The organism is Vibrio tritonius (genome assembly GCF_001547935.1).
In the GTDB taxonomy this organism is placed as follows: domain Bacteria; phylum Pseudomonadota; class Gammaproteobacteria; order Enterobacterales; family Vibrionaceae; genus Vibrio; species Vibrio tritonius.
Map to the genome: position 1 here is coordinate 1,323,929 of NZ_AP014635.1, position 23,969 is coordinate 1,347,897.

Consider the following 23,969-nt stretch of genomic DNA (forward strand, 5'->3'; position numbering starts at 1 on the left):
TACCACTAAATTAACTCGGACGCCGATTCTAACAGAAAGATTTTTTTGAGGACAGTTCATTCCTTGCAGTATTGCGCTTTTCCCGTGTGAGTGCTGCGCTTTGCACCACTTTTGTATACCCAAGTAACCTCAAGATGCGGTTTCAGCGAGAATGTATTCGCTCATAGGCAAGGCACTGATTTGAATACATAGTTATTCTACGTAGAAAATCAGTAACGCAGCATAGGAGCGAATACAACTCGCCCCTTGGGAGCTCATCAACAAGCCCATTTCCGCGCCCAATTACGTTGAAAGGGAATAACCATTCCTTCCGTCATTGAGCTTGACCTGTGCTCGTTGATGAAGCTCTGAAGTCTGCATCTTGAGGTCATTTGGGTATAAATGTTTTTTCTGAATGCAGTGACGAGTCATTATGCACCACATTACAGAATTAAAAGAAAGTTATCTTAACTGTAGTGGAGTTCAAAGAGGGTATATAGAGTTATAGCGATTAATTTTCGGGTGTTACAATGATAAAATTATTGGTGGAAACGTTTTCTTATAATAGAAGCAAAACATTTGCATCACGAATATGTCGTGTCACAAATTAAATATTCACTTAGTTTATTACGCTAATATCTAATCGATGGCGTTTTTGTCAGATGTGTAAATTCACTGTTTCGTTAACCACACCTTAACCATGGCTACTTTTTAATGTATTTGTTGCATAATATTAGCCTTATCTACTGTAGGTATATGGCGGTTTTTATTAATTCAGTTTTCTGTATTACCTTCAATTGAGTATGTTTGTGTTAGTAAAATATAAAAAGTGCGATCTAATTTCGTACCGAAAACGTTTGCTATACTCCTTCAAGTTGTGGAACTTTTGTGTGCGATGTAGAATCGCCGCCCCTATCTCGATTGAACTTTTTGTTGGGTACTATGAAATTTCCGGGACGCCGTAAGTCAAAACACTATTTTCCTGTTCATGCTCGTGATCCATTAGTGGTTCAGGCGCAAGAAACAGAAGCCCTTGTTACAACGCACATTATTGGTATTGACCAAACTTTGGTGGATATTGAAGCTAACGTTTCATCAGAATTAATTGAGCGTTACGGTCTCAGTAAAGGGCATTCTCTGGTGCTAGATGATGCTCAGGCTGAAGCACTTTATATAGAATTAAAGACGCAGAAGTTAATCACTAATGAATATGCTGGTGGTACCATTGGTAATACATTACATAACTATTCTGTTTTGGCTGATGACCGTTCTACCTTATTAGGGGTAATGAGTAGTGATATTAAAATCGGCAGTTACGGTTACCGTTATTTATGCAACACTTCTAGTCGAGTAGACCTAAACTATTTACAAGGTGTCGAAGGACCGATTGGTCGTTGTTTTGCCTTAATCACAGAAGACGGTGAACGTACGTTCGCTATTAGTGAAGGGAAAATGAATCAGCTTGAGCCTGAAAGCATTCCAGAATCAATTTTTGAAAATGCATCAGCTTTAGTACTTACTGCTTATTTAGTGCGTTGTAAAGCGGGTGACCCAATGCCAGCTGCGACAATGAAGGCGATTGAATATGCGAAAAAATATGACGTGCCAGTTGTATTAACGTTAGGTACAAAGTTCGTTATTCAAGATGATCCATTATTTTGGCAAACCTTTTTAAAAGACCACGTTTCTGTTGTGGCAATGAATGAAGATGAAGCTGCTGCATTAACGGGAGAAAAAGATCCTTTATTGGCATCTGACAAAGCCTTAGATTGGGTTGACCTTGTGTTATGTACTGCAGGACCGATAGGGTTATTTATGGCGGGTTATACAGAAGATGAAACCAAGCGTGAGACAACCCTGCCTCTTTTACCTGGTTCAATCGCTGAATTTAACCGTTATGAGTTTAGTCGACCAGCAAAACATGCGAGCTGCAATAACCCCCTAAAAGTTTACTCTCATATCGCTCCGTATATGGGTGGTCCATTAAAAATAAAAAATACAAATGGGGCGGGGGATGCTGCATTATCTGCATTGTTGCATGATATGGCAGCCAATAAATACCACAAAGAGATCGTTCCTAATTCTAGCAAACATCAGTATCAATTTTTGACTTATTCTTCATTTTCTCAAGTCTGTAAATATTCTAATCGTGCGAGTTATGAAGTGTTAGCTCAACATTCACCTCGTTTGTCTAAAGGCTTACCAGAACGAGAAGATAGCTTGGAAGAATCATATTGGGAACGTTAACAATAATATGAATGTCATTTATATCTATTGTATTTATTGATATGTATTAGCATATAACGTAGTTAAGCAATAAAAAAGGCTCCCTAGGGAGCCTTTTTATTGTCCAATTTACTAAATTAGAAATTAAATCTCGAATTGTTCTAGAGATTTACCTTCATCAAGTGCTTTTTGGATTGCAGATGGAGTACGGCCTTGGCCTGTCCAAGTTTTTTCTTCGCCGTTTGCGTCTACATATTTGTATTTTGCTGGACGAGGAGCGCGTTTACCTTTTGCTTTACCTTTAGTTTCGCCAGCTAATGCAGAAATTAAAGCATTAACATCAATGCCGTCTGCAGCAATTTGTTCAGCAATTGCAGAAAGTTTTGCTTCTTGTTCTGCTAACGCTGCACGCTCCTCTTCTTCAGCTTCGCGACGTTCTGTAACAACAGTCGTTAATTTATCTAGAGCTTCTTCAAGTTGCTCAAGAGTCAAATCACGAGCGTAGGCACGTAGGCTACGAATATTCAATAGTGTTTTAGTTACTTCCGACATTACTGTTTCCCATTAAATAAATTTAAATAACAAGGTAATTCTAAACCGAGCTATTTATTCTGACAACATAGAAAATCAAATTAAATTAAGATTTGCCACAAAATATAACTGCTCAGACTCAATATCAATAAAAAAGTTCAGAGAATTGTAAAATAGATCCCAAGTATTCTAGCTACAAATGTCAATTAGTGTAAATTTGTAGCTAGATTTTTAAGAAGCTCATTGCATAAGACTCGTTAATTATAGTCAATTAGGAAAAAATCGTGTGATTTTGGACAAAGTTTGGTCAAAAAATTATTAATAATAACGGGAGTTGCATTGAGAGCGTGGATAAGTACAATACGCCTACCTAAAGCGAAGTAGAACATTTAAGTCCAAAAATTATTATGGACGGTTCGAGCTTCGACGTAGAGGCGCGGTATTGAAAAGTAGTTATGGTTGGAGTGATGTCAATGAACCATAGTGAAAGGCACTATCGCCGAAGTCAGTATGTATATCAACACTGCTGGCTGGGGTTGCATTCAATAGGTGCAACACTGCCATAGTCTATTATGTTGTTAAACTATGGAGCGCTACTGTAGGGTTGGGTGGAGTGTTCGCTTCCCTTTCGCTTGCTTCAACATATATTGCGTTATTGCGTAATTGTCTGCAGTAGATCTCTAGCCAACCATTTGGTTTTTGAAGATCATGAATTTAATCGATTTTTCTGCCTCAGCACTGTCGCTACTGCCTCCGGTTGTTGCGTTAAGTCTGGCGATTATTACCCGCCGAGTCCTTGTGTCATTAGGTGTGGGTATTTTACTAGGTGCATTCCTTCTTGGTGATTTCCATATCGGGCAATCACTGCTTTATGTGTTCAACAAAGTAAAAGATGTGTTTATTGCTGATGGCGGTATTAATACTTGGAATATGAGTATTGTCAGCTTCCTTCTTTTACTCGGTATGATGACCGCATTACTCACCCTTTCTGGGGGCACGCATGCATTTGCCGAGTGGGCACAGGTTCGAGTGAAAAGTAAACGCGGATCGAAATTGCTAGCGGCTTTTCTTGGTGTGTTTATCTTTGTTGATGACTATTTTAATAGTTTGGCTGTCGGCTCAATTGCTCGTCCTGTCACCGACCGCTTTAAAGTGTCTCGTGCTAAATTGGCTTATATTCTAGACTCTACTGCTGCACCCATGTGTGTTGTTATGCCTGCATCGAGCTGGGGGGCATACATCATGACGATTGTTAGCGGTATTTTGGTCTCTCATGGCATTACTGAGTATTCGCCGCTCGGAGCTTATATTCGTTTGGTGCCGATGAACTACTATGCGATTTTTGCATTATTAATGGTATTTGTGGTGGCGTGGTTCCAAATGGACATCGGCCCAATGCGTCAACATGAGCTTAATGCCGAACAGGGTGTCGGTTTTGACAGCGATAGCTCGATGAAAGATTTGAGTGAAGAGCTGGATATCCAAGAGAGCGATCACGGTAAAGTGTCCGATCTTATTATGCCGATTGTTATGCTCATCATTGCCACTGTTAGTGCGATGATTTACACCGGTAAAACAGCCATGCTTGCAGATGGTAAACCATTTACGGTACTTGGCGCGTTTGAAAATACCGATGTAGGCACCTCGTTAGTTTTCGGCGGCCTAATTGGTTTGGTGGTTGCGCTTTACACAGTACTTAAGCAGCGTTTAGAAACCAAAGCGATAAGCCACACTTTGTGGATTGGCGCTAAATCGATGTTTGGTGCGATAGTGATTTTGGTCTTTGCTTGGACGATTGGCTCCGTGATCAGTGACATGAAAACTGGCGCGTACATGTCATCTTTAGTGCAAGGCAATATTGATCCTCACTGGTTACCTGCGATTCTATTTGTGTTGTCTGGTTTAATGGCGTTCTCTACCGGTACGTCTTGGGGTACTTTCGGTATCATGCTTCCGATTGCCGGTGATATGGCAGGAACCGCTGATGTCGCGCTGATGCTACCAATGCTTGCTTCTGTGCTAGCGGGTTCCGTGTTTGGTGACCATTGTTCTCCAATTTCTGATACCACGATTTTGTCATCGACAGGGGCACGTTGTCACCATATTGATCACGTAGCGACTCAGTTACCCTATGCATTGGTTACAGCGGCTGTCTCTTTAATTGGTTATATCGTTCTTGGTCTTACCGATTCAAGTGTTATTGCCTTTTCTGCAACTGCAGTAAGCTTTGTTGTAGCATGTTTCGTTATGATTTCGATATCGCGAAGCAAAATGACCGCTCAAAGTGCTATTGCAAGATAAAAGACGAGATAAAATCATCTGTTGCTATGATGTTAAAAAATGGAGGCGAAAGCCTCCTTTTTTTATGTTGGTAAAAAATGTGCAGAAAATGACATTTTGTGCTTGAAAAATGGACCGACCTTAGTTAGTGTGGTTTTAGTCCAACGAAATAGTAGATCATAAGTATGCGAATTTGTGAAATGAACATTCATCATCATCATCATCCCTAACCAGTCTTTCGGGAGATGAACGCATACCCGGGAGGCAGGAAGCTCCCGGTGGTCAAATCAAAGTATTGCAAGATTTCAAACCCTCGGGAGCCATAAACCCCGAGGGTTTTTTATTTGGCTTGACAAGAAATGTTTGAAATTCAATATATTGCAAAGGAATAATGTAATGCAATCACAACGTCTTCGTATCGCAATTCAAAAGAAAGGTCGCTTAGCAAAAGAGTGCCAAGCACTACTAAAACAATGTGGCGTTCGTTTTAATATTATGGGTGAGCGTCTTGTGGTTCACTCGGTAAATATGCCAATCGACCTTCTATTGGTTCGTGATGATGATATCCCTGGCTTGATCATGGATGGGGTCGTCGATTTAGGGTTTATCGGTGAAAATGAATTAGAAGAAGTTCGACTCGACCGCCAAGCTCTCAATGAACCCAACGAATTTGTAACATTACGTCGTATGGATTTTGGTGGTTGTCGCCTCTCCATCGCTATCGACTCTGATGAAGTTTACAACGGTCCGCAAGACCTTAAAGGCAAGCGTATCGCAACCAGTTATCCGCAGCTGCTTAAAGCCTACATGGACAAACAAGGGATTAACTTCAGTACTTGTATGTTGACCGGTTCGGTTGAAGTTGCACCACGCTCTGGTCTGGCCGATGCTATTGCCGACCTTGTATCAACAGGTGCAACCCTTGAAGCGAATGGACTCAAAGAAGTCGAAGTGATTTTCGAATCGAAAGCGACATTGATTCAACGTGCTGGTGAATTTGCTCCAGATAAAGCTGAACTTATCGATAAGCTTCTGACTCGTATGCAGGGGGTGCAGCAAGCTAAAGAATCTAAATACATCATGCTGCACGCTCCTGTTGAAAAACTCCCTCAAATTACAGCCTTACTGCCTGGTGCGGAAGACCCAACTGTATTGCCTCTTTCTGCTGATAAAACTCGTGTTGCAGTACACCTTGTTAGTGCTGAGAACTTATTCTGGGAAACTATGGAAGGTCTTAAAGAACTCGGTGCCAGCTCTATTTTGGTTCTTCCTATTGAAAAAATGATGGAGTAACGACGATGCGAACAGTAGTTTGGCAATCCTTAAGTGAAGAACAACAAGAAAGCATTTTAGAACGTCCAGCGATTACAGAGGGCGCAAACATTACGGCAGCTGTCGCAGATGTCATTGGTCAGGTTCGTCGTGACGGCGACGCTGCGCTCTGGGCATTGACGGAAAAATTTGATCGCGTAAAGCCCAACTCTTTACGTGTATCACAACAAGAAATTGAAGCCGCATCGGCTCGTCTTACTGACGAAATGAAACAAGCGTTAGAAACGGCTTATACCAATATCAGTAAGTTCCACAAAGCACAACGTCCGCAGGCAGTGAAAGTGGAAACCATGCCGGGGGTGATGTGTGAACAAGTCACACGCCCAATCAATAAAGTGGGTTTGTATATCCCAGGCGGCAGCGCGCCATTGCCATCAACGGTATTGATGCTTGGTGTTCCTGCGCAAATTGCTGGTTGTCGTAAAGTGATTCTCTGTTCACCACCACCGATTGCCGATGAGATTTTGTATGTCGCTAAACTGTGCCAAATCGATGAGGTGTATAACCTTGGTGGTGGTCAAGCGATTGCCGCGATGGCGTATGGCACAGAATCGGTTACAAAAGTGGATAAAATCTTTGGCCCAGGTAACGCTTATGTCACGGAAGCAAAGCGCCAAGTCAGTAACGATTTTCGTGGCGCAGCGATTGATATGCCAGCTGGGCCCTCGGAAGTACTTGTCATTGCCGATGAGTGTGCAGATGCTGATTTCATTGCTGCCGATTTACTTAGCCAAGCGGAACATGGTCCTGATTCACAAGTGGTTCTTGTTACACCGTCACCTGTTGTTGCGGATCAAGTGACTGATGCGGTACAAAAACAGCTTAAAGAGCTAAGCCGTGCGTCTATCGCGCAAAAGGCGTTAGCATCGAGTTTGATTATTATTGCGGAATCTCTGACTCAAGCCGTTTCTATTTCTAACTTCTATGGGCCAGAACACCTTATCGTACAAACTAAAAATCCTCGTGAATTAGTGCCACTTTTTGATAATGCTGGTTCGATTTTCCTTGGGGATTGGTCGCCTGAGTCTGTGGGTGATTATGCGTCAGGGACTAACCACGTTTTACCTACCTATGGTTACACGCGTACCTACTCGAGCCTAGGGCTTGCCGACTTTAGCAAACGCATGACAGTACAAGAGTTGTCGGCTGATGGCTTACAAAGTCTGGCTCCAACTGTCGTGGCTATGGCCAATGCGGAAGGGTTAGACGCACACCGCCGTGCGGTCACTATCCGTGTAGAAAAACTGACTAAGGCGAAATGATCATGGAAAAATTAGCTCGTAAACAAGTTCAAGCGCTAACGCCATATTTGTCTGCTCGCCGAATCGGTGGTTGTGGTGATGTGTGGCTAAATGCAAACGAATCTCCATTTGCCAACGAATACACACTCAATCTTAATTCATTGAATCGTTACAGTGATTGCCAACCCAAAGAGCTGATTGATGCTTATGCTGCCTATGCCGGTGTTAACCCTGAACAAGTATTAACATCGCGTGGTTCAGATGAAGGAATTGAACTGCTGATTCGTGCTTTTTGTGAAGTGGGAGAGGATGCTATTTTGTACTGCCCACCAACCTACGGTATGTATGCAATCAGTGCCGAAACCTTTGGTGTCGAGAGCAAAAAAGTCCCACTAACGGCAGAATGGCAACTGAATTTACCAGAAATCGAACGTCAGCTCGATAATGTAAAAATCGTCTTTGTTTGTAGCCCTAATAACCCAACCGGTAACTTGGTCAACCGTGATGACATTGTCACCCTGCTAGAGATGACCAAAGACCGTGCGATCGTGGTGATGGACGAAGCCTATATCGACTTTTGCCCAGAAGCATCAACCATCGATCTGTTAGCAGAATATGAACACCTTGCTGTGCTACGTACGTTATCGAAAGCTTTTGGTTTGGCAGGGTTACGTTGTGGCTTTACTCTCGCAAACGAAGAGCTTATTCAAGTTCTACTTAAAGTGATTGCCCCATATCCAGTGCCAATTCCGGTCGCGGAAATTGCAGTACAAGCGCTGTCGCCAGCAGGGCTAGCGCGCACCAAATTCCAAGTACTCGATATCATTGCAAACCGTGCTTATTTACAAGCGGGTTTGAGTGTTATTCCAGGTGTGACCGTCTTTGATGGTTGGGGTAACTATATATTGATCGAGTTTCCTGACGGCGATGCACTGTTTAAAGCGGCTTGGGATGCGGGCATTATTTTGCGCAATTCACCGATTGCTAACTGCGTGCGTATTAGTGCTGGAAGTCGTGCTGACTGTGAAAAAACATTGGCATTTATCCGCAGCTATTATCAATCTGTAACTGCTAACAATAACTGAGGCGAGGGGAGGCTAAGCCTTCTCCGAAAAAGGAACTTTCTGTGAGTCAACAACAAAAAATTCTCTTTATAGACCGCGATGGCACTCTGATTGTTGAGCCGCCAATTGATTTTCAAGTCGACCGTCTTGATAAGCTTAAATTGGAACCGTTAGTGATTCCAAGTTTGCTCAAGTTACAAGATGCTGGTTTTCGCTTAGTAATGGTGACCAACCAAGATGGTTTAGGCACTGATAGCTATCCGCAAGAGGACTTCGATGCCCCCCACAATATGATGATGGAGATCTTCACTTCACAAGGCGTGAAATTCGATGATGTGTTGATTTGCCCGCACTTTAATGAAGATAACTGTTCATGTCGTAAACCGAAATTGGGCTTGGTGAAAGACTACTTACAAAGTGGTCGTATTGATTTTACCCAATCAGCCGTGATTGGCGATCGTGAAACAGACATGCAGCTTGCGGCCAACATGGCATTGCAAGGTTTCCAATATAATCCTGAGACACTGAACTGGCCCGAAATTGTGAAACGGTTGACCACTAAGCCACGGGTGGCGGAAGTGATTCGTAAAACCAAAGAAACCGATATTAAAGTAGCGGTGAATTTGGATGAAACCGGTGGTAACCAAATTAGTACCGGTCTTGGTTTCTTTGATCATATGCTGGACCAAATTGCCACCCACGGTGGTTTCCGTATGGTATGTGAAGTTAAAGGCGACCTACACATTGATGATCACCACTCGGTGGAAGATACCGCTCTAGCTTTAGGTCAGGCTTTGAAAGAAGCACTTGGTGATAAACGCGGAATTGGCCGATTTGGTTTTTCCCTGCCAATGGATGAGTGTTTAGCGCAATGTGCATTAGACCTTTCGGGGCGCCCTTATTTGAAATTCGATGCGAAGTTTAGCCGTGAACAAGTAGGCGATCTGTCGACTGAAATGGTGTACCACTTCTTCCGTTCGTTGACGGACACCCTAGCGTGCACTTTGCACCTATCGTCAACCGGACAAAATGATCACCACATTATTGAAAGTTTGTTTAAAGCCTTTGGTCGAACATTGCGTCAGGCAATTCGTGTTGAAGGAAACGAGCTACCAAGTAGCAAAGGAGTGTTGTAATGACGCAAAACGTGGTCATCATCGATACTGGCTGTGCCAATATTTCTTCATTGAAATTTGCCATTGAGCGCTTAGGTTTCCCCGCTGTGATCTCCAAAGATCCCCAAGTGGTTTTGGCGGCCGACAAAGTGTTTCTCCCTGGCGTGGGTACGGCTACTGAAGCGATGCACAACTTGAAAGAGCGTGGGCTAGTCGAGCTGGTTAAAAAAGTGGAAAAACCCTTACTGGGTATCTGCCTTGGTATGCAGCTTTTAGGTTTGCGTTCAGAAGAAAAGCGCAGTGATGCCAGTGAAAAAGTGGACTGTTTAGGGCTTTGCGCTGGTGAAGTTAAACAGATGGATACCGCAGGCCTACCGCTACCGCATATGGGGTGGAACAATGTGACGGCGCAAGCTGGTCACCCACTGTTTACAGGCATTGAAGCAAGCGAGTATTTCTATTTTGTACACAGCTTTGCCATGCCAGTCGGTGACTACACTATTGCGCAATGTGACTATGGTCAGCCGTTTAGTGCCGCCATTCAAAGTGGCAATTATTACGGGGTGCAGTTTCACCCAGAGCGCTCTTCCAAAGCCGGCGCTAAGTTAATTGCTAACTTTCTTAACCTATAACACGGACTATTAAACAGCGATTGGCAGAGTGACACTTTGCCAATACAAGGAAGACGAGATGATAATTCCTGCATTAGATTTGATTGAAGGCCAGGTAGTGCGTCTCTACCAAGGCGATTATGGTCAAGTTACTGAATATAAAGTGGACCCGGTAGAGCAGTTTGCCGTGTATCACCAAGCCGGTGCCAATTGGTTGCACTTAGTAGATTTAACTGGCGCGAAAAATACTCAAGCGCGTCAGCTCGACTTAATTGCCAAGTTAATTGCCAGTACCCCAGCGAATGTCCAAATTGGTGGCGGTGTGCGCACTGAAGACGATGTAAAAGGTTTACTTGACGCTGGCGCACAGCGCGTTGTTGTCGGGTCAACTGCGGTTAAAAACCCTACGTTGGTCAAAGGTTGGATGGAAAAATATGGCGCTGAGCACATTGTGCTCGCACTCGATATCAATATCGATAGCCAAGGCGTGCGCCGCGTTGCGATTTCCGGTTGGCAAGAAGATTCGGGCGTCACTATCGAAGAGCTGATTGAAGATTATCAAACCGTCGGTTTGCAACATGTTCTGTGTACCGATATTTCTCGTGATGGCACATTAGCGGGTTCTAACGTTGAGCTTTATGTTGATTTATGCAAAGCGTATCCCGAGGTGCAATTTCAATCGTCTGGTGGCATTGGCAGTTTAGCGGACATTGCTGCGCTTAAAGATACCGGTGTGGCAGGCGTGATTGTTGGCCGTGCGCTACTGGATGGTAAATTCACGGCAGAGGAGGCATTCGCATGTTGGCAAAACGCATAATTCCATGCTTGGACGTTCGTGATGGCCAAGTGGTCAAAGGCGTTCAATTTCGTAACCACGAAATCATCGGTGACATTGTACCGCTTGCAAAACGCTACGCAGAAGAAGGCGCTGATGAGTTGGTGTTCTACGATATCACCGCATCAAGTGATGGTCGTGTGGTCGATAAAAGCTGGGTACAACGCGTAGCGGAAGTGATTGATATTCCATTTTGTGTTGCGGGTGGTATTCGCAGCGCCGAAGACTGCGCGCGTATATTGGAGTTTGGGGCGGATAAAGTCTCTATCAACTCTCCAGCGCTCGCTAATCCTGATTTGATCACTGAGCTTTCCGATCGTTTCGGAGTGCAGTGTATTGTGGTGGGTATCGACTCCTATTTCGATAAAGAAACGGGTAAATATCAGGTATACCAATTTACTGGCGATGAAGAGCGCACCAAAGCAACGCGCTGGGAAACTTGCGATTGGGTTCAAGAGGTACAACGTCGTGGCGCGGGTGAAATCGTGCTTAACATGATGAACCAAGATGGCGTGAGAAACGGTTACGATTTGGACCAGCTCAATAAAGTGCGTGCTGTGTGCAATGTGCCACTGATTGCGTCCGGTGGTGCAGGTGAAATGGTGCACTTTTTAGAAGCCTATCAAAAGGCCAATGTGGATGGTGCATTAGCTGCATCTGTATTCCACAAACAAATCATCAATATTGGCGAGTTAAAACGCTATTTAAAACAAGAAGGGATCGAGGTACGACTATGAGTCAAGATCAAGCACAACAGGGTACGTTAATCGAGCGAATTGACTGGGAAAAAGTCGACGGACTTGTGCCTGCGATTATCCAAGATTTCACCTCAAGCCAAGTCTTGATGATGGGATACATGAACATTGAGGCATTAGAGAAAACGCTCGAAACAGAGCAAGTGACCTTCTTCTCTCGCACTAAACAGCGCCTTTGGACCAAAGGGGAAACCTCTGGCAATGTGCTGCAACTTAAAAACATCGCGTTAGATTGTGACCAAGATACTTTGCTGGTTAAAGTCAAACCGATCGGCCCAACGTGCCACACGGGTACAACGACTTGCTTTGATGCCGATAGCCAAGAAGAGTCACAAATGGTGTGGTTACACCAATTGGAAACCTTGTTGGGCGAACGAAAGTCAGCGTCGCCAGAAACCTCCTATACCGCTAGCTTGTATGCACGCGGCACGAAGCGCATTTCTCAGAAAGTGGGCGAGGAAGGAGTTGAAGTGGCATTAGCGGCGACAGCGGGTGACAAAGATGAGCTTATTTGTGAATCGGCGGATTTGATTTACCACCTTCTCGTACTGCTTAACGATCAAGAACTGTCTTTGTCGCACGTAATCGACAAACTTAAAGAGCGTCACAATAAGTAAGCGCTCCATAGTCAGCACACAATAGTGCTTTGTTAATCGATTCGCCCCGTTTGAGTTATTCCCCATTAGGGGCGAATTTGTTTCCACTCGCCAGGCTGTAAATCACCTAAGGTGATATCGCCCATTGAATAGCGAATCAGACGCAGGGTTGGAAAACCAATGTGAGCTGTCATGCGGCGCACTTGGCGATTACGTCCTTCAATAATTGTGATTGCCAGCCAAGTGGTTGGAATGGTTGCTCTAAAACGCACCGGGGGATTGCGCTCCCACAGCCCTTCAGGTTCTGCCATTACGACAACCTGTGCTGGTAATGTCATACCGTCTTTTAATGCCACTCCGTTGCGTAGCGGTTGCAAATCGTCTTCAGTTGGCGAACCTTCGACTTGAACCCAATATGTTTTTGGAGACTTTGATTGAGGCTGAGTGAGGCGAGCTTGTAAAATGCCATCATTGGTAAGCACCATCAAACCTTCGCTATCCCTGTCTAACCGACCTGCTGCGTACACCTCTTTAAGTGGAATAAAATCGGCCAATGTTTGGCGACCATCGCCGTCAGTGAATTGGCTCAACACATCAAAGGGTTTGTTAAAAACCACCACCTTTTGATCTTTTAGAGCAACTTTAGGGCGTGCAGCATTTTTGCCATGTCGTCCTTTATGGCTTGTGGTTTTTGCCATGCTAGGACGAGGAGAGCGCTTCTTTGCTGAACTTTGCCCTCCTTTTTTTGAATTGGGATGACGTTTCTCTTGCGGGCGAGATGACATGTTAACTACCTTGCAAAAATGTAAAAATATCGCTGCAATCGTTTTTTGAAAGAGAACTTTACGTTATGATTTCGAAAACAAAAACAGGTTGGACGCGAAAGGTATTGGACTCGAGCGTCGGATTTAGTTATCAATGTAATGCGGTGCAGTAGACGCGCTCTAGGCAAGCGGCTTACTTATCGCGGTTTTGTCAAATCATATCATGTATTTCATCCGTTTGGTCTCGCGATGGATGTATTCACTGTCAAGACATGAGTCTAAGTTAGTTGGCGAGACAAAACCATGTTCCATAGGACAATGACAGCAGCAATGTTGTTCTACACTACAATCATGAAGAGTGAGCTACCCCTACTCGAAAGGTAGGTATTCATTAAGCCCTCACGTTACAGCTACACACTGTGCGGTCAATATTAGGTGAGATGAAGCAATATCATCTTTGAGTGGGAAAGCCACACACGATAGAGGCTTTATCGTGTTTTAAGAACATATAGGGAAAGTTCATGCCTACACAAAAACCAACGATCATTTATACGATCACTGATGAAGCACCGGCACTTGCGACATATTCTTTATTGCCAATTATTCAATCATTTACTGCCTCTTCTGGTATCGAAGTAGAGACGCGTGATATCTCTTTAGCTGGACGCATTCTGGCCAATTTCCCAGAGCATCTAAAAGAAAATCAGCGCATTGGTGATGCTTTGTCCGAGTTAGGTGAGTTAGCTCAAACACCAGAGGCTAATATCATCAAGCTGCCTAATATTTCTGCGTCCGTGCCACAGTTGAAAGCAGCCATTAAAGAACTGCAAAGTAAAGGTTATGCGCTACCGGATTACCCGGAAGAAGCAAATACTTATGATGAAGAAGCAATCAAAGCGACTTACGATAAAATCAAAGGTAGTGCGGTTAACCCAGTATTGCGCGAAGGTAACTCAGACCGTCGAGCGCCTGCTTCGGTAAAAAACTACGCGAAGAAAAACCCTCATTCAATGGGAGCTTGGAGTAAAGAGTCAAAATCACATGTTTCTAGCATGACGGATCACGATTTCTTTGGTAGTGAAAAGTCGGTAACCGTTGCTCAACCAACGGAAGTGAGTATTGAGTTTGTTGGTCAAGATGGCAGTAAAAAAGTACTGAAGAAACCTTTTGCGCTTAAAGCCGAAGAGATAATCGATGCTTCAGTGTTAAGTAAAAAAGCGCTAATTGCATTCTATGAAGAGCAAATTGCTGAAGCAAAACGGCAAGATGTGTTACTTTCGCTGCATCTAAAAGCCACCATGATGAAAGTCTCTGATCCAGTGATTTTCGGTTATGCAGTAAAAGCATATTACAAAACAGTATTTGAAAAACATGAGCAGTTATTCGCTCAACTGGGTGTTGATGTGAATAATGGGTTAGGTGATGTCTACGCTAAGATTCAGACATTACCTGAAGCTCAGCGCCAAGAAATTGAAGCGGATATTGCAGCGGTTTATCAAACGCAACCAGCACTGGCGATGGTGGATTCTGACCGCGGCATCACTAACTTACATGTACCAAGCGATGTGATTGTTGACGCCTCTATGCCAGCTATGATCCGTTCTTCTGGTCAAATGTGGGGACCTGATGGCAAACAGAAAGACACCAAAGCAGTAATCCCTGATCGTTGTTACTCAGGTGTGTATCAAGCAGTCATTGAGTTCTGTAAAGAGCATGGCGCGTTTGACCCAACCACCATGGGTAGCGTACCAAACGTGGGTTTGATGGCGCAAAAAGCCGAAGAGTACGGCTCTCACGATAAAACCTTTATTATTGATGCTACTGGTACAGTTAACGTTGTTGATAGCGCAGGTAAAGTGCTTCTGAGCCAAGCGGTCGAAGAAGGCGATATCTTCCGTATGTGTCAGGTGAAAGACGCGCCTATCCAAGATTGGGTGAAATTGGCTGTAGCGCGTGCTCGTGCGACCAATACGCCAGCTGTCTTTTGGTTAGATGCTCAACGTGCACATGATGCTGAGCTGATTAAGAAAGTTAATCAATATTTGCCTGAACACGATACAGCAGGGCTCGAAATCAAAATTCTGTCGCCAGTGGATGCTACGCTCTATTCGTTAGAACGCATCAAAGCGGGCAAAGATACGATTTCTGTCACGGGTAACGTACTGCGTGACTATCTCACTGACTTGTTCCCCATTTTGGAACTGGGCACGTCGGCAAAAATGCTCTCTATTGTGCCATTAATGAATGGCGGTGGCTTGTTTGAAACGGGGGCGGGTGGTTCAGCGCCAAAACACGTGCAACAAGTGCAAAAAGAGAACCATTTACGTTGGGATTCGTTAGGTGAGTTCTTAGCGCTCGCGGCCTCACTTGAACACCTAAGCCAAGTGTCTGGTAATAAACAAGCTCAAGTACTAGCCGATGCATTAGACAAAGCGACAGGGGAATTTTTGGATAACAATAAATCTCCGTCACGTAAAGTGGGCGAACTAGATAACCGTGGCAGCCATTTCTATTTAGCCATGTACTGGGCGCAAGCTTTAGCAGAGCAAACTGCTGACAAAGCGCTAGCGGCGCAATTCAAGCCAGTTGCACAGCAACTTGCCGATAATGAAACGGCGATTGTGGCAGAACTGAATGGAGCGCAAGGTAACCCTGGCGATATTGGAGGTTATTACTTACCTGAGTTTGATAAAGCTTCAACGCTAATGCGTCCAAGTGCCATTCTTAATGGCATTATCAATGCATTCTAAAGTTATGAAGCCTAGAAACAATAAAACCCGCTGCGGCGGGTTTTTTATGTGCAAATGTTTATACGCAAATTGCAGATATTCAAAGTTAGCACTTTGCTAAGTTAACGTAGTCTGCTGGTACGTTTTGCTTTGCGGCTTGGCTATTACTTAACAAGTTCGCCTTCAATGGGAACGACGCTGCTCGCGTGATAGCCTTTTGGGCCCTGTTCCACTTCATAAGACACTTGCTGTCCCGCTTTCAGTGTGCGGTAGCCATCCATTTGAATGGTTGAATAGTGAGCAAAGATGTCGCCATCTTCACCTTCTGGACAAATAAACCCAAATCCTTTTGCATTATTGAACCATTTCACTGTACCTGTAGCCATGCTATACATCCCTCATGCATTGTGTTACTGATGTGATTTACAGAACGGTTAGACCATATTGTCTAACTATCACTGTTAGTGAGAGTCGATCTACTACCAAATAATTACTCACTAATTGACCAATTTAGCTAATGATTGAACACAGTCAATAGGAAAAGTGCATAAAAATTGAATGTTTTATAGGCAAATCACTTTTAGGTTTTGCAATTTGCTAACGCAACTTACTCTTTTTTAACTTTTTTGATTCGCATTTAGCGACACAATGTGTGAAATTGTTTGTATATTTGTGATGAGATTTTGTGCGGTCAAGCAGGTCAGTGATCGGAATCGCAATCTTTTATTTGCAGCAGTGGGATTGGTGGATTAGTCTCTTTAGTAAGGGAAGTTTTTCACCTGAACTCACAGCAGCTTACGTATGAATCAATATGATCATTGCACTGTTGATTTTCACCAAGCACAATAACGACTGAGAAACACTCTTAAATAATTACGTCATGGGCAAGAATTTTGAATGGGTTACTCCAGGCTCAGATCTACTGGAGGAAGAGAAAACGGCAGTTAAGCCACCGGCAATGTATAACGTTGTGTTAAACAACGATGATTACACTCCTATGGACTTTGTTGTCGAAATCCTTGAGCGCTTTTTTTCTATGAATATAGAACAGGCAACGCAAATCATGCTCAGGGTTCATTATGAAGGTAAAGCGATATGTGGCACGTTTACTGCAGAGGTTGCAGAAACGAAAGTAGTACAAGTTACGATGTACTCAAAGGAAAATGAGCACCCGCTGCTCTGCACCATGGAGCAGGCGTAACACGATAACACATGCGAAAACCGTGGTTGTTTCTTAAGGAGGCCTTATGCTTAACAAAGAACTAGAATCGAGTTTAAATGGAGCGTTCGCTCGAGCTCGAGATAAAAGACATGAGTTTATGACCGTGGAGCACCTCCTTTTAGCGTTGTTGGAAAACGATGCTGCTAAGGAAGCATTAGTCGCGTGTCAGGCAGATATTGATACACTCCGTCGTGAGCTTGACACATTCATAGATCAAACCACTCCGTTAATCCCAGATAACGATGAAACCCGTGAAACTCAGCCAACCTTGAGTTTTCAACGTGTGTTACAGCGCGCCGTGTTCCATGTTCAATCTTCAGGTCGCAGTGAAGTCACCGGTGCTAACGTACTGGTGGCCATATTTAGCGAACAAGAGTCTCACGCTGCTTATCTTCTGAAAAAGAATGACATTAGCCGTCTTGATATCGTCAATTACATCTCTCATGGCATCACTAAGGCATCGAGCTCAAGTGATGATTCCGCGCCCGACTCATTTGGTACTGAAAGCTCAGAAGAAATGGGCTCGGATGAGCGTTTAGAAAGTTTTGCCTCCAACTTAAATCAACTGGCAAAACAGGGTCAAATCGATCCCTTAATTGGTCGTGACAAAGAATTAGAACGTACCATTCAAGTGTTGTGTCGCCGTCGTAAAAACAACCCACTACTGGTTGGTGAGGCTGGGGTAGGTAAAACGGCAATTGCTGAAGGTTTAGCTTGGCGTATCGTTGAAGGTTCGGTCCCTGAAGTGATCAAAGACAGTGTGATTTATTCATTGGATATTGGTTCACTGTTGGCCGGGACTAAGTATCGTGGCGACTTTGAAAAGCGCTTTAAATCCATCTTGAAGCAGCTAGAAAAAGAGAAAGACGCGATTCTTTTTATCGACGAAATTCACACCATCATCGGTGCTGGGGCTGCTTCTGGTGGCCAAGTTGATGCAGCTAACCTAATTAAACCGCTTTTGAGCAGCGGTAAATTACGTTGTATTGGTTCGACTACCTATCAGGAATACAGCAATATTTTCGAAAAAGAGCGCGCTTTGGCTCGTCGCTTCCAAAAAATCGATGTTGTGGAGCCATCACTTGATGACACCACTAAGATTTTGATGGGGTTAAAACCGAAATACGAAGCTCACCATGATGTGCGTTACACCAACAAAGCATTGCGTGCGGCAGTAGAATTGTCAGCAAAATACATCAACGAACGTCACCTTCCTGACAAAGCGATCGATGTGATTGATGAAGCTGGTGCTCGTGTTCGTCTTCTGCCAGTCAGTAAACGTAAGAAAACCGTTGGCGTGTCAGAGATTGAAGCCATGGTGGCAAAAATGGCTCGTATTCCGGAAAAATCTGTCTCTTCTTCTGATAAAGATATCCTGAAAAATCTTGATCGTAAGATGAAAATGTTGGTTTTCGGACAAGACAATGCCATCGAGGTGTTGAGTGAGTCGATTAAGCTTACTCGTGCTGGATTAGGTTCAGATAATCGACCAGTTGGTTCGTTCTTGTTTGCAGGCCCAACAGGGGTAGGTAAAACAGAAGTGACAGTGCAGTTAGCCAAGTTACTCGGAATAGAACTGCTGCGCTTTGATATGTCTGAATACGGCGAACGTCACTCTGTGAGCCGCTTGATTGGTGCGCCTCCAGGTTACGTAGGCTATGACCAAGGTGGTTTGCTCACGGACGCGGTCATTAAAAATCCGCACTCTGTGGTGCTTCTGGATGAAATTGAAAAAGCTCACCCAGATATCTTTAACTTGTTACTGCAGGTGATGGATAACGGCACGCTTACCGATAACAATGGACGTAAGGCCGATTTTCGCAACGTCATTTTGGTAATGACCACCAATGCTGGTGTGGCAGAAACAGTGAAGAAATCGATTGGTTTGATTCAACAAGACCACTCCCATGATGCACTGTCAGAAATCAAGAAAGTCTTTACGCCAGAGTTTAGAAACCGCTTAGACCACATTATTTGGTTTAATAGCTTGGATGAGCGTGTTATTGCTCAAGTGGTGGATAAATTCATCGTTGAACTGCAAGCTCAGTTGGATGTACGTGGCGTTTCTTTGGAAGTGTCAGAAGATGCAAGACACTGGCTTGCTATTCGAGGGTACGACAGAGAGATGGGCGCTCGCCCAATGGGTCGTGTTATTCAAGATAAACTCAAGAAACCACTGGCCAATGAACTGTTGTTTGGCTCGCTAGTCGATGGCGGTACAGTGAAAGTGGAATTGGATGGTGATGAACTAAAATTCGAATACCTTGGCTCAAAAGAAGAAGCTCAAGTCGAATAGTGTTGTGTCACTGAAGACCAAAAAAGCGTGCTTAGGCACGCTTTTTCTTTGCCGTAAGCACATTATTCATTACACGCGTTTGCGGAACGAATAATTACCGTGGGCTTAAATCTATACGCATAAAAAACGGGACAATGTCCCGTTTAGCTGTTCGCAATCAAAGATTAACGAGCACGGAAGACGATGCGTCCTTTGGTTAGATCGTATGGAGTTAACTCTACAGTTACTTTGTCGCCAGTCAGAATACGGATGTAGTTTTTACGCATTTTGCCGGAGATATGAGCTGTAACCACGTGGCCGTTTTCAAGCTCAACACGGAACATAGTATTAGGAAGAGTATCAAGGACAGTACCTTGCATCTCAATTACGTCTTCTTTAGCCATTTAATCCTCTTTAGAAATTTGGCGATATTTTAGCGGCGGGAATTGTGCCCCTAAAAGTTCAATAAGTAAAGTTGCCGCGTATTTTACCCTTGCCAACGCTGATTTACTAGCCTTTGATGCGCCTGAAAACGTACTTTGTAACTCATAGCTGGGCATTCATCAATTTGATAACCAAGATATAACCACTGTTTTGAGTCTTTTTTACACAGTTCTATCTGATACAACACGCAAAGTGTACCAAGGGACAGATCTATATCCGGGTCGAAAAACGTGTAAAACGCACTGGCGCTGGAGGGCAGTATATCTGTCACGGCAATCGCGACTAAACGTTGCTGATAATAAACGTGAAGGTAGCGCGTGTCCAGCCAATCACACATAGTAAACTTACTAAACTCGTCACATTTTGGTGGATACATGGTGCCATTGCGATGTCGTGCATTAATATAACGGGCATAAAGGTCAAACCAAGCCTCGTCCATTGTGGGTTTGACCTCCCAGTGAAAATCTCCCCGAGCTTTATTAAGCAACCGCTTTTGACTTTTGCTCGGGAGATTATCAGGAACCGCAATACGTAATGCCTGGCAAGCTTGGCATTGGTCACAGTGGGGTTTATAGATGGTATCACCACTACGACGAAACCCATTAGCGAGCAGAACCTCGTAGTTGCCTGCATCTTGCATTTGTGGGTCGATTGCCACCGCGACCCGCTCCAGCTTATCAGCCAGATAACTGCACGGATGATTGTTTGTTAAACCGATCCGTATCTGATGAATGTCTGAACTCATGGTTTCAACCTCAACTTAGCGAACGTCGATTGGCATGGATAACCATTGGCGCTGAAAACAGTGGTCACTGATGACCTGCTTTTGTAAGGATAGCAATCTTTCCATAAATTGTTGTCTTGGTAGCTCTTGAGCTCCTAATGATTGGGTGTGAGGGTTTAAAACTTGGCAGTCGATCATTTCCCCTCCGTTGCGAGCAAAATGCTCACAGAAATACCACAGCGCTATTTTTGAGGCATTGCTTTTGAGACTAAACATCGATTCACCGCAAAAGAGTCGCCCCAAATTGATGCCATATAGCCCTCCTATGAGTTCTTGGTTTTGCCATACCTCTACAGAATGACAAATGCCTTGCTGAGCAAGCAACTTATAGGCTTCGCGCATCTCCTCATGTAACCAAGTTTGCTCAGGAGGACGAGTCGATGCACACAAATCAATCACTTGTGCGGTAGCCATGTTTAGACTGATGTTATAATTTTGCTTTCTTTGAAATTTTTTAACACTTTTACTCGGTTTAAATGTCTTAGGATAGAAGACTGCTCGTGGCGAAGGGCTCCACCACAGGATCGGCTCCCCAGTTCCATACCAAGGAAAGATTCCTGACTGATAGGCTTTTACGATCCTTTTTGGATTCAAATCTCCCCCAAAGGCCAAGAGACCATTGGGTTCATCCAAGGCTTCATAGGGAGAAGGAAAGTGAAAGTTGTCAGGTGCCAATTCTGGCAGATAAATCGTCATAGCCTACCTATTGTCTATTAAAGGAGACACAAGATGAAAAAGTGGTTTTGGATCTTATTGATTTTTCCGATGTTTGCCAATGCAGCTTATCAAAGGAATCAGGCCAGACCCGTGAATCAGGTCGTATTTGGTTCGGTTGAAACAGTTAGATACATTTCTCAACATGATATTGGCCGAGCTCAGCAAGGCAACGATGGTTGGAAGACACTGTTGGGAGCAGTGGTCGGCGGTGTAATTGGCCATCAATTTGGCGGTGGGCATGGGAGACAAGTTGCGACAGTTGCTGGTGCCGCTGCTGGGGCAGGAATTGTGCATGCTCAATCGCAAAATGTTGATCCCATTTATCGGGTTGAATACAAGCTTGTGGAGCTGCTGATTAAGACCGATGACGGAAAACTGATCGATGTGATTCAAGATGTTGACCCTGACATGCTCTTTGGTTCAGAGGATAAAGTCCGCATTCTTTACTTTGATGATGGTGTACGCGTCGATAAAGAGATGTGAGATAAAAATAAGCCGATTTTACACTGGCACAGGGCGAAATTTTTCGTTAGTCTGCCACTACGAAGAATTTTCGTCGCCCAACCAAAGAGACAACCGAAAGAGGCGACGCAAGGATACACAATTTAGATGGAAAGCCTTACGTTACAACCCGTTCAAAAAATTGAGGGGGAAGTGAATCTCCCTGGTTCAAAAAGTGTTTCAAACCGCGTTCTATTGCTGGCTGCCTTAGCAAAAGGAACCACACGACTGACCAACCTGCTCGATAGTGATGACATTCGCCATATGTTGAATGCACTCTCAAAATTGGGCGTTTCCTACCAGCTTTCAGCCGATAAAACCTGTTGTGAAGTGGAAGGGCTTGGTCGTCCATTTAGTTCGACAGAAACACTAGAACTGTTTTTAGGTAACGCAGGTACGGCAATGCGTCCGTTGGCGGCGGCTTTATGCCTAGGCCAAGGAGACTTCGTACTCACCGGTGAACCGCGCATGAAAGAGCGCCCGATTGGTCATTTGGTCAATGCGCTACGCGAAGCTGGTGCGAGCATTGCTTATCTCGAGAACGAAAACTATCCGCCACTTGCGATTAAAGGCACTGGCTTAAAGGCCGGTACCGTATCGATTGATGGTTCGATTTCAAGCCAGTTTTTAACCGCGTTTTTGATGTCTGCGCCACTGGCCGATGGTGAAGTGATTATCAATATTGAAGGGGATTTGGTCTCCAAACCCTATATTGATATTACTTTGCAAATCATGAGTCAGTTTGGTGTGACAGTCGAAAACCGCGATTACCAACAATTTGTGATTCCAGCAGGCCAAAGCTACGTTGCACCCGGTGATTTTCTGGTGGAAGGCGATGCTTCATCGGCTTCCTACTTCTTAGCTGCTGCAGCTGTGAAAGGTGGCGCGGTTAAGGTGACTGGCATCGGTAAAAACAGCATTCAGGGCGATGTGCAGTTTGCGTATGCATTAGAAAAAATGGGCGCTGACATCGAGTGGGGGGATGATTATGTGATTGCCCGCCATGGTGAACTGAATGCGATTGACATGGACTTTAATCATATCCCGGATGCTGCCATGACCATTGCTACGGCTGCGTTATTTGCTAACGGAACTACCGCGATTCGTAATGTGTACAATTGGCGTGTAAAAGAGACGGACCGCCTAGCGGCGATGGCAACAGAATTACGTAAGGTCGGAGCGGTAGTGGAAGAGGGTGAAGATTTCATCACCATTACGCCACCGCAGCAATTTGTTCATGCGGCAATTGATACTTACGATGATCACCGGATGGCGATGTGTTTCTCTCTCGTGGCGTTAAGTGACGTGGGTGTCACAATTAACGACCCTAAATGCACATCGAAAACCTTCCCAGATTATTTTGAGAAATTTGCACATTTAGCTCATTAGAGCACATGAAATAAAAGCCTCTTTTGAGGCTTTTATTATTTTTCTACTGTGAATTCCGGTGAAAGCTTGTGAGCTAGGAATTTAAACATATTGAATACGGCTGTGGTTTTCTCAGTAGGCAATCCTTTTTCATCGAGAAAATAGTTACCTTTGAATACGAGAACACCGTCTTTTTCTTCTACACTGTCGGCTCGCATACCATCGATAAACGCTTCGTGATCGATGATTAATTGGTTTGCGATCATCAGTAAGTCGAACTCAGAAATACATTTTTTCTCAGCCATTGCTTATACTCCTCATGTAATTTGCTGGTCAGTGTAACGAGCAGAATAGGGATTGCAATGATCGAGCTCAGTAAATTTTGGGGATTTGCTCTAACTAAAATTGTGATTTATTCCAAAAAACATCGGTTTGATCTCGCCTTACCCAGCGAGTGTCATTACTATGTGCCTGTTTTTCTCATTCGCTTAGCATGTCGTCGATTTGTCGAGCAAATAAGTCGCTTTTTTAAAAAACAAGTTGATCTTCTGGTTATCTACCTCGATAGTAAAAAAAGAAGCAATATTTAAGAACATCATG

General features: G+C 44.1%; 23 protein-coding genes, 1 riboswitch and 1 other annotated feature. Of the genes, 15 read left to right on the top strand and 8 right to left on the bottom strand.

Translation table 11 applies throughout. The annotated features are described in order from the left end of the window. Window positions 1-282: 282 nt before the first annotated feature. Entirely contained in the window at window positions 283-411 is a 129-nt protein-coding gene (locus JCM16456_RS24315; protein ID WP_269450967.1) for a hypothetical protein, read from the bottom strand. Window positions 412-921: 510 nt separating this feature from the next. Here JCM16456_RS24315 and JCM16456_RS05990 point away from each other — a divergent pair. After that, window positions 922-2,226, top strand: a complete 1,305-nt coding sequence (locus JCM16456_RS05990) for an inosine/guanosine kinase (RefSeq protein ID WP_068713306.1) — start codon at window positions 922-924, stop codon at window positions 2,224-2,226. Window positions 2,227-2,349: 123 nt separating this feature from the next. Here JCM16456_RS05990 and JCM16456_RS05995 read toward each other — a convergent pair whose 3' ends face one another. Further along, a complete protein-coding gene (locus tag JCM16456_RS05995) occupies window positions 2,350-2,757 on the bottom strand; it encodes an H-NS family histone-like protein (protein WP_068713308.1) in 408 nt (135 codons plus the stop codon). Window positions 2,758-3,157: 400 nt separating this feature from the next. Then, window positions 3,158-3,340, top strand: a riboswitch (Lysine riboswitch). A gap of 104 nt (window positions 3,341-3,444) precedes the next feature. Between JCM16456_RS05995 and JCM16456_RS06000 the strand changes: the two genes are divergently transcribed. The 9 genes from JCM16456_RS06000 to hisIE all read left to right on the top strand — a co-directional run bounded on the left by JCM16456_RS06000 (window position 3,445) and on the right by hisIE (window position 12,586). Beyond that, complete coding sequence (locus JCM16456_RS06000; protein WP_068713310.1) at window positions 3,445-5,037, top strand: Na+/H+ antiporter NhaC family protein; 1,593 nt, start codon at window positions 3,445-3,447, stop codon at window positions 5,035-5,037. A gap of 187 nt (window positions 5,038-5,224) precedes the next feature. Beyond that, window positions 5,225-5,361, top strand: a sequence feature (His leader region). A 51-nt stretch (window positions 5,362-5,412) separates the two neighbouring features. Beyond that, a complete protein-coding gene (gene hisG, locus JCM16456_RS06005; RefSeq protein WP_068713312.1) occupies window positions 5,413-6,309 on the top strand; it encodes an ATP phosphoribosyltransferase in 897 nt (298 codons plus the stop codon). Window positions 6,310-6,314: 5 nt separating this feature from the next. Further along, a complete protein-coding gene (hisD, locus tag JCM16456_RS06010) occupies window positions 6,315-7,610 on the top strand; it encodes a histidinol dehydrogenase (RefSeq protein WP_068713314.1) in 1,296 nt (431 codons plus the stop codon). Window positions 7,611-7,612: 2 nt separating this feature from the next. Continuing rightward, entirely contained in the window at window positions 7,613-8,674 is a 1,062-nt protein-coding gene (gene hisC / locus JCM16456_RS06015) for a histidinol-phosphate transaminase (protein WP_068713315.1), read from the top strand. A 41-nt stretch (window positions 8,675-8,715) separates the two neighbouring features. Continuing rightward, window positions 8,716-9,789 carry a bifunctional histidinol-phosphatase/imidazoleglycerol-phosphate dehydratase HisB gene (gene hisB / locus JCM16456_RS06020; protein WP_068713317.1) on the top strand — a complete coding sequence of 358 codons (1,074 nt, stop codon included), beginning with the start codon at window positions 8,716-8,718 and terminating at the stop codon, window positions 9,787-9,789. Continuing rightward, the gene (gene hisH, locus JCM16456_RS06025; RefSeq protein WP_068713319.1) at window positions 9,789-10,400 is read left to right on the top strand and encodes an imidazole glycerol phosphate synthase subunit HisH; all 612 of its coding nucleotides are present in this window, start codon (window positions 9,789-9,791) and stop codon (window positions 10,398-10,400) included. The genes hisB and hisH overlap by 1 nt, the downstream gene beginning before the upstream one ends. Before the next feature lie 58 nt (window positions 10,401-10,458). After that, window positions 10,459-11,196 (top strand): 1-(5-phosphoribosyl)-5-[(5-phosphoribosylamino)methylideneamino]imidazole-4-carboxamide isomerase, encoded by a 738-nt coding sequence (hisA, locus tag JCM16456_RS06030; protein ID WP_068713321.1) that lies wholly within the window; start codon window positions 10,459-10,461, stop codon window positions 11,194-11,196. Beyond that, window positions 11,178-11,951, top strand: coding sequence for an imidazole glycerol phosphate synthase subunit HisF (gene hisF / locus JCM16456_RS06035; RefSeq protein WP_068713323.1), 774 nt, complete (start codon window positions 11,178-11,180; stop codon window positions 11,949-11,951). Before hisA ends, hisF begins: the two co-directional genes overlap by 19 nt. Next, window positions 11,948-12,586, top strand: a complete 639-nt coding sequence (gene hisIE, locus JCM16456_RS06040; protein WP_068713325.1) for a bifunctional phosphoribosyl-AMP cyclohydrolase/phosphoribosyl-ATP diphosphatase HisIE — start codon at window positions 11,948-11,950, stop codon at window positions 12,584-12,586. Before hisF ends, hisIE begins: the two co-directional genes overlap by 4 nt. A 65-nt stretch (window positions 12,587-12,651) precedes the next feature. On the opposite strand, the gene JCM16456_RS06045 is transcribed toward hisIE, so the two are convergent. Continuing rightward, window positions 12,652-13,350 carry a pseudouridine synthase gene (locus JCM16456_RS06045; protein WP_068713327.1) on the bottom strand — a complete coding sequence of 233 codons (699 nt, stop codon included), beginning with the start codon at window positions 13,348-13,350 and terminating at the stop codon, window positions 12,652-12,654. Between the two features lie 500 nt (window positions 13,351-13,850). Between JCM16456_RS06045 and JCM16456_RS06050 the strand changes: the two genes are divergently transcribed. Next, window positions 13,851-16,079, top strand: a complete 2,229-nt coding sequence (locus JCM16456_RS06050) for an NADP-dependent isocitrate dehydrogenase (RefSeq protein WP_068713329.1) — start codon at window positions 13,851-13,853, stop codon at window positions 16,077-16,079. Between the two features lie 143 nt (window positions 16,080-16,222). Here the strand turns inward: JCM16456_RS06050 and cspD are convergent, their stop codons facing one another. Further along, entirely contained in the window at window positions 16,223-16,444 is a 222-nt protein-coding gene (cspD, locus tag JCM16456_RS06055) for a cold shock domain-containing protein CspD (protein WP_068713331.1), read from the bottom strand. 494 nt (window positions 16,445-16,938) lie between these two features. On the opposite strand from cspD, the gene clpS reads away from it, so the two are divergent. Both clpS and clpA read left to right on the top strand, forming a co-directional pair. Beyond that, the gene (gene clpS / locus JCM16456_RS06060) at window positions 16,939-17,259 is read left to right on the top strand and encodes an ATP-dependent Clp protease adapter ClpS (protein ID WP_068713333.1); all 321 of its coding nucleotides are present in this window, start codon (window positions 16,939-16,941) and stop codon (window positions 17,257-17,259) included. A 46-nt stretch (window positions 17,260-17,305) separates the two neighbouring features. Beyond that, entirely contained in the window at window positions 17,306-19,576 is a 2,271-nt protein-coding gene (gene clpA / locus JCM16456_RS06065) for an ATP-dependent Clp protease ATP-binding subunit ClpA (protein WP_068713335.1), read from the top strand. Between the two features lie 164 nt (window positions 19,577-19,740). Here the strand turns inward: clpA and infA are convergent, their stop codons facing one another. The 3 genes from infA to aat form a co-directional block, all read right to left on the bottom strand. Continuing rightward, window positions 19,741-19,959, bottom strand: a complete 219-nt coding sequence (gene infA, locus JCM16456_RS06070; protein ID WP_005298441.1) for a translation initiation factor IF-1 — start codon at window positions 19,957-19,959, stop codon at window positions 19,741-19,743. An 83-nt stretch (window positions 19,960-20,042) separates the two neighbouring features. After that, entirely contained in the window at window positions 20,043-20,744 is a 702-nt protein-coding gene (locus tag JCM16456_RS06075) for an arginyltransferase (RefSeq protein WP_068713337.1), read from the bottom strand. A 15-nt stretch (window positions 20,745-20,759) separates the two neighbouring features. After that, window positions 20,760-21,479, bottom strand: a complete 720-nt coding sequence (aat, locus tag JCM16456_RS06080; protein ID WP_068713339.1) for a leucyl/phenylalanyl-tRNA--protein transferase — start codon at window positions 21,477-21,479, stop codon at window positions 20,760-20,762. A 33-nt stretch (window positions 21,480-21,512) separates the two neighbouring features. Here aat and JCM16456_RS06085 point away from each other — a divergent pair, with 33 nt between their 5' ends. Continuing rightward, on the top strand, window positions 21,513-21,983 hold the full coding sequence (locus JCM16456_RS06085; RefSeq protein ID WP_068713341.1) for an outer membrane lipoprotein: 471 nt from the start codon (window positions 21,513-21,515) through the stop codon (window positions 21,981-21,983). 126 nt (window positions 21,984-22,109) lie between these two features. After that, window positions 22,110-23,390: a 3-phosphoshikimate 1-carboxyvinyltransferase gene (gene aroA, locus JCM16456_RS06090; protein ID WP_068713343.1), complete on the top strand. Its 1,281-nt coding sequence runs from the start codon at window positions 22,110-22,112 to the stop codon at window positions 23,388-23,390. 35 nt (window positions 23,391-23,425) lie between these two features. Here the strand turns inward: aroA and JCM16456_RS06095 are convergent, their stop codons facing one another. Beyond that, complete coding sequence (locus JCM16456_RS06095) at window positions 23,426-23,674, bottom strand: DUF2498 family protein (protein WP_068713345.1); 249 nt, start codon at window positions 23,672-23,674, stop codon at window positions 23,426-23,428. Between the last annotated feature and the right edge of the window lie 295 nt (window positions 23,675-23,969).

Excerpts from the sequence above, each read along its gene's own strand:
- aat (WP_068713339.1), bottom strand. The coding sequence starts at position 21,479 with ATGACGATTTATCTGCCAGAATTGGCACCTGACAACTTTCACTTTCCT.
- JCM16456_RS06045 (WP_068713327.1), bottom strand. The coding sequence starts at position 13,350 with ATGTCATCTCGCCCGCAAGAGAAACGTCATCCCAATTCAAAAAAAGGA.
- clpA (WP_068713335.1), top strand. The coding sequence starts at position 17,306 with ATGCTTAACAAAGAACTAGAATCGAGTTTAAATGGAGCGTTCGCTCGA.
- hisC (WP_068713315.1), top strand. The coding sequence starts at position 7,613 with ATGGAAAAATTAGCTCGTAAACAAGTTCAAGCGCTAACGCCATATTTG.
- JCM16456_RS06075 (WP_068713337.1), bottom strand. The coding sequence starts at position 20,744 with ATGAGTTCAGACATTCATCAGATACGGATCGGTTTAACAAACAATCAT.
- hisIE (WP_068713325.1), top strand. The coding sequence starts at position 11,948 with ATGAGTCAAGATCAAGCACAACAGGGTACGTTAATCGAGCGAATTGAC.
- JCM16456_RS24315 (WP_269450967.1), bottom strand. The coding sequence starts at position 411 with ATGACTCGTCACTGCATTCAGAAAAAACATTTATACCCAAATGACCTC.
- JCM16456_RS06000 (WP_068713310.1), top strand. The coding sequence starts at position 3,445 with ATGAATTTAATCGATTTTTCTGCCTCAGCACTGTCGCTACTGCCTCCG.
- JCM16456_RS06095 (WP_068713345.1), bottom strand. The coding sequence starts at position 23,674 with ATGGCTGAGAAAAAATGTATTTCTGAGTTCGACTTACTGATGATCGCA.
- hisA (WP_068713321.1), top strand. The coding sequence starts at position 10,459 with ATGATAATTCCTGCATTAGATTTGATTGAAGGCCAGGTAGTGCGTCTC.
- hisH (WP_068713319.1), top strand. The coding sequence starts at position 9,789 with ATGACGCAAAACGTGGTCATCATCGATACTGGCTGTGCCAATATTTCT.
- infA (WP_005298441.1), bottom strand. The coding sequence starts at position 19,959 with ATGGCTAAAGAAGACGTAATTGAGATGCAAGGTACTGTCCTTGATACT.
- aroA (WP_068713343.1), top strand. The coding sequence starts at position 22,110 with ATGGAAAGCCTTACGTTACAACCCGTTCAAAAAATTGAGGGGGAAGTG.
- JCM16456_RS05990 (WP_068713306.1), top strand. The coding sequence starts at position 922 with ATGAAATTTCCGGGACGCCGTAAGTCAAAACACTATTTTCCTGTTCAT.
- hisD (WP_068713314.1), top strand. The coding sequence starts at position 6,315 with ATGCGAACAGTAGTTTGGCAATCCTTAAGTGAAGAACAACAAGAAAGC.
- JCM16456_RS06050 (WP_068713329.1), top strand. The coding sequence starts at position 13,851 with ATGCCTACACAAAAACCAACGATCATTTATACGATCACTGATGAAGCA.
- JCM16456_RS06085 (WP_068713341.1), top strand. The coding sequence starts at position 21,513 with ATGAAAAAGTGGTTTTGGATCTTATTGATTTTTCCGATGTTTGCCAAT.
- cspD (WP_068713331.1), bottom strand. The coding sequence starts at position 16,444 with ATGGCTACAGGTACAGTGAAATGGTTCAATAATGCAAAAGGATTTGGG.
- clpS (WP_068713333.1), top strand. The coding sequence starts at position 16,939 with ATGGGCAAGAATTTTGAATGGGTTACTCCAGGCTCAGATCTACTGGAG.
- JCM16456_RS05995 (WP_068713308.1), bottom strand. The coding sequence starts at position 2,757 with ATGTCGGAAGTAACTAAAACACTATTGAATATTCGTAGCCTACGTGCC.
- hisG (WP_068713312.1), top strand. The coding sequence starts at position 5,413 with ATGCAATCACAACGTCTTCGTATCGCAATTCAAAAGAAAGGTCGCTTA.
- hisF (WP_068713323.1), top strand. The coding sequence starts at position 11,178 with ATGTTGGCAAAACGCATAATTCCATGCTTGGACGTTCGTGATGGCCAA.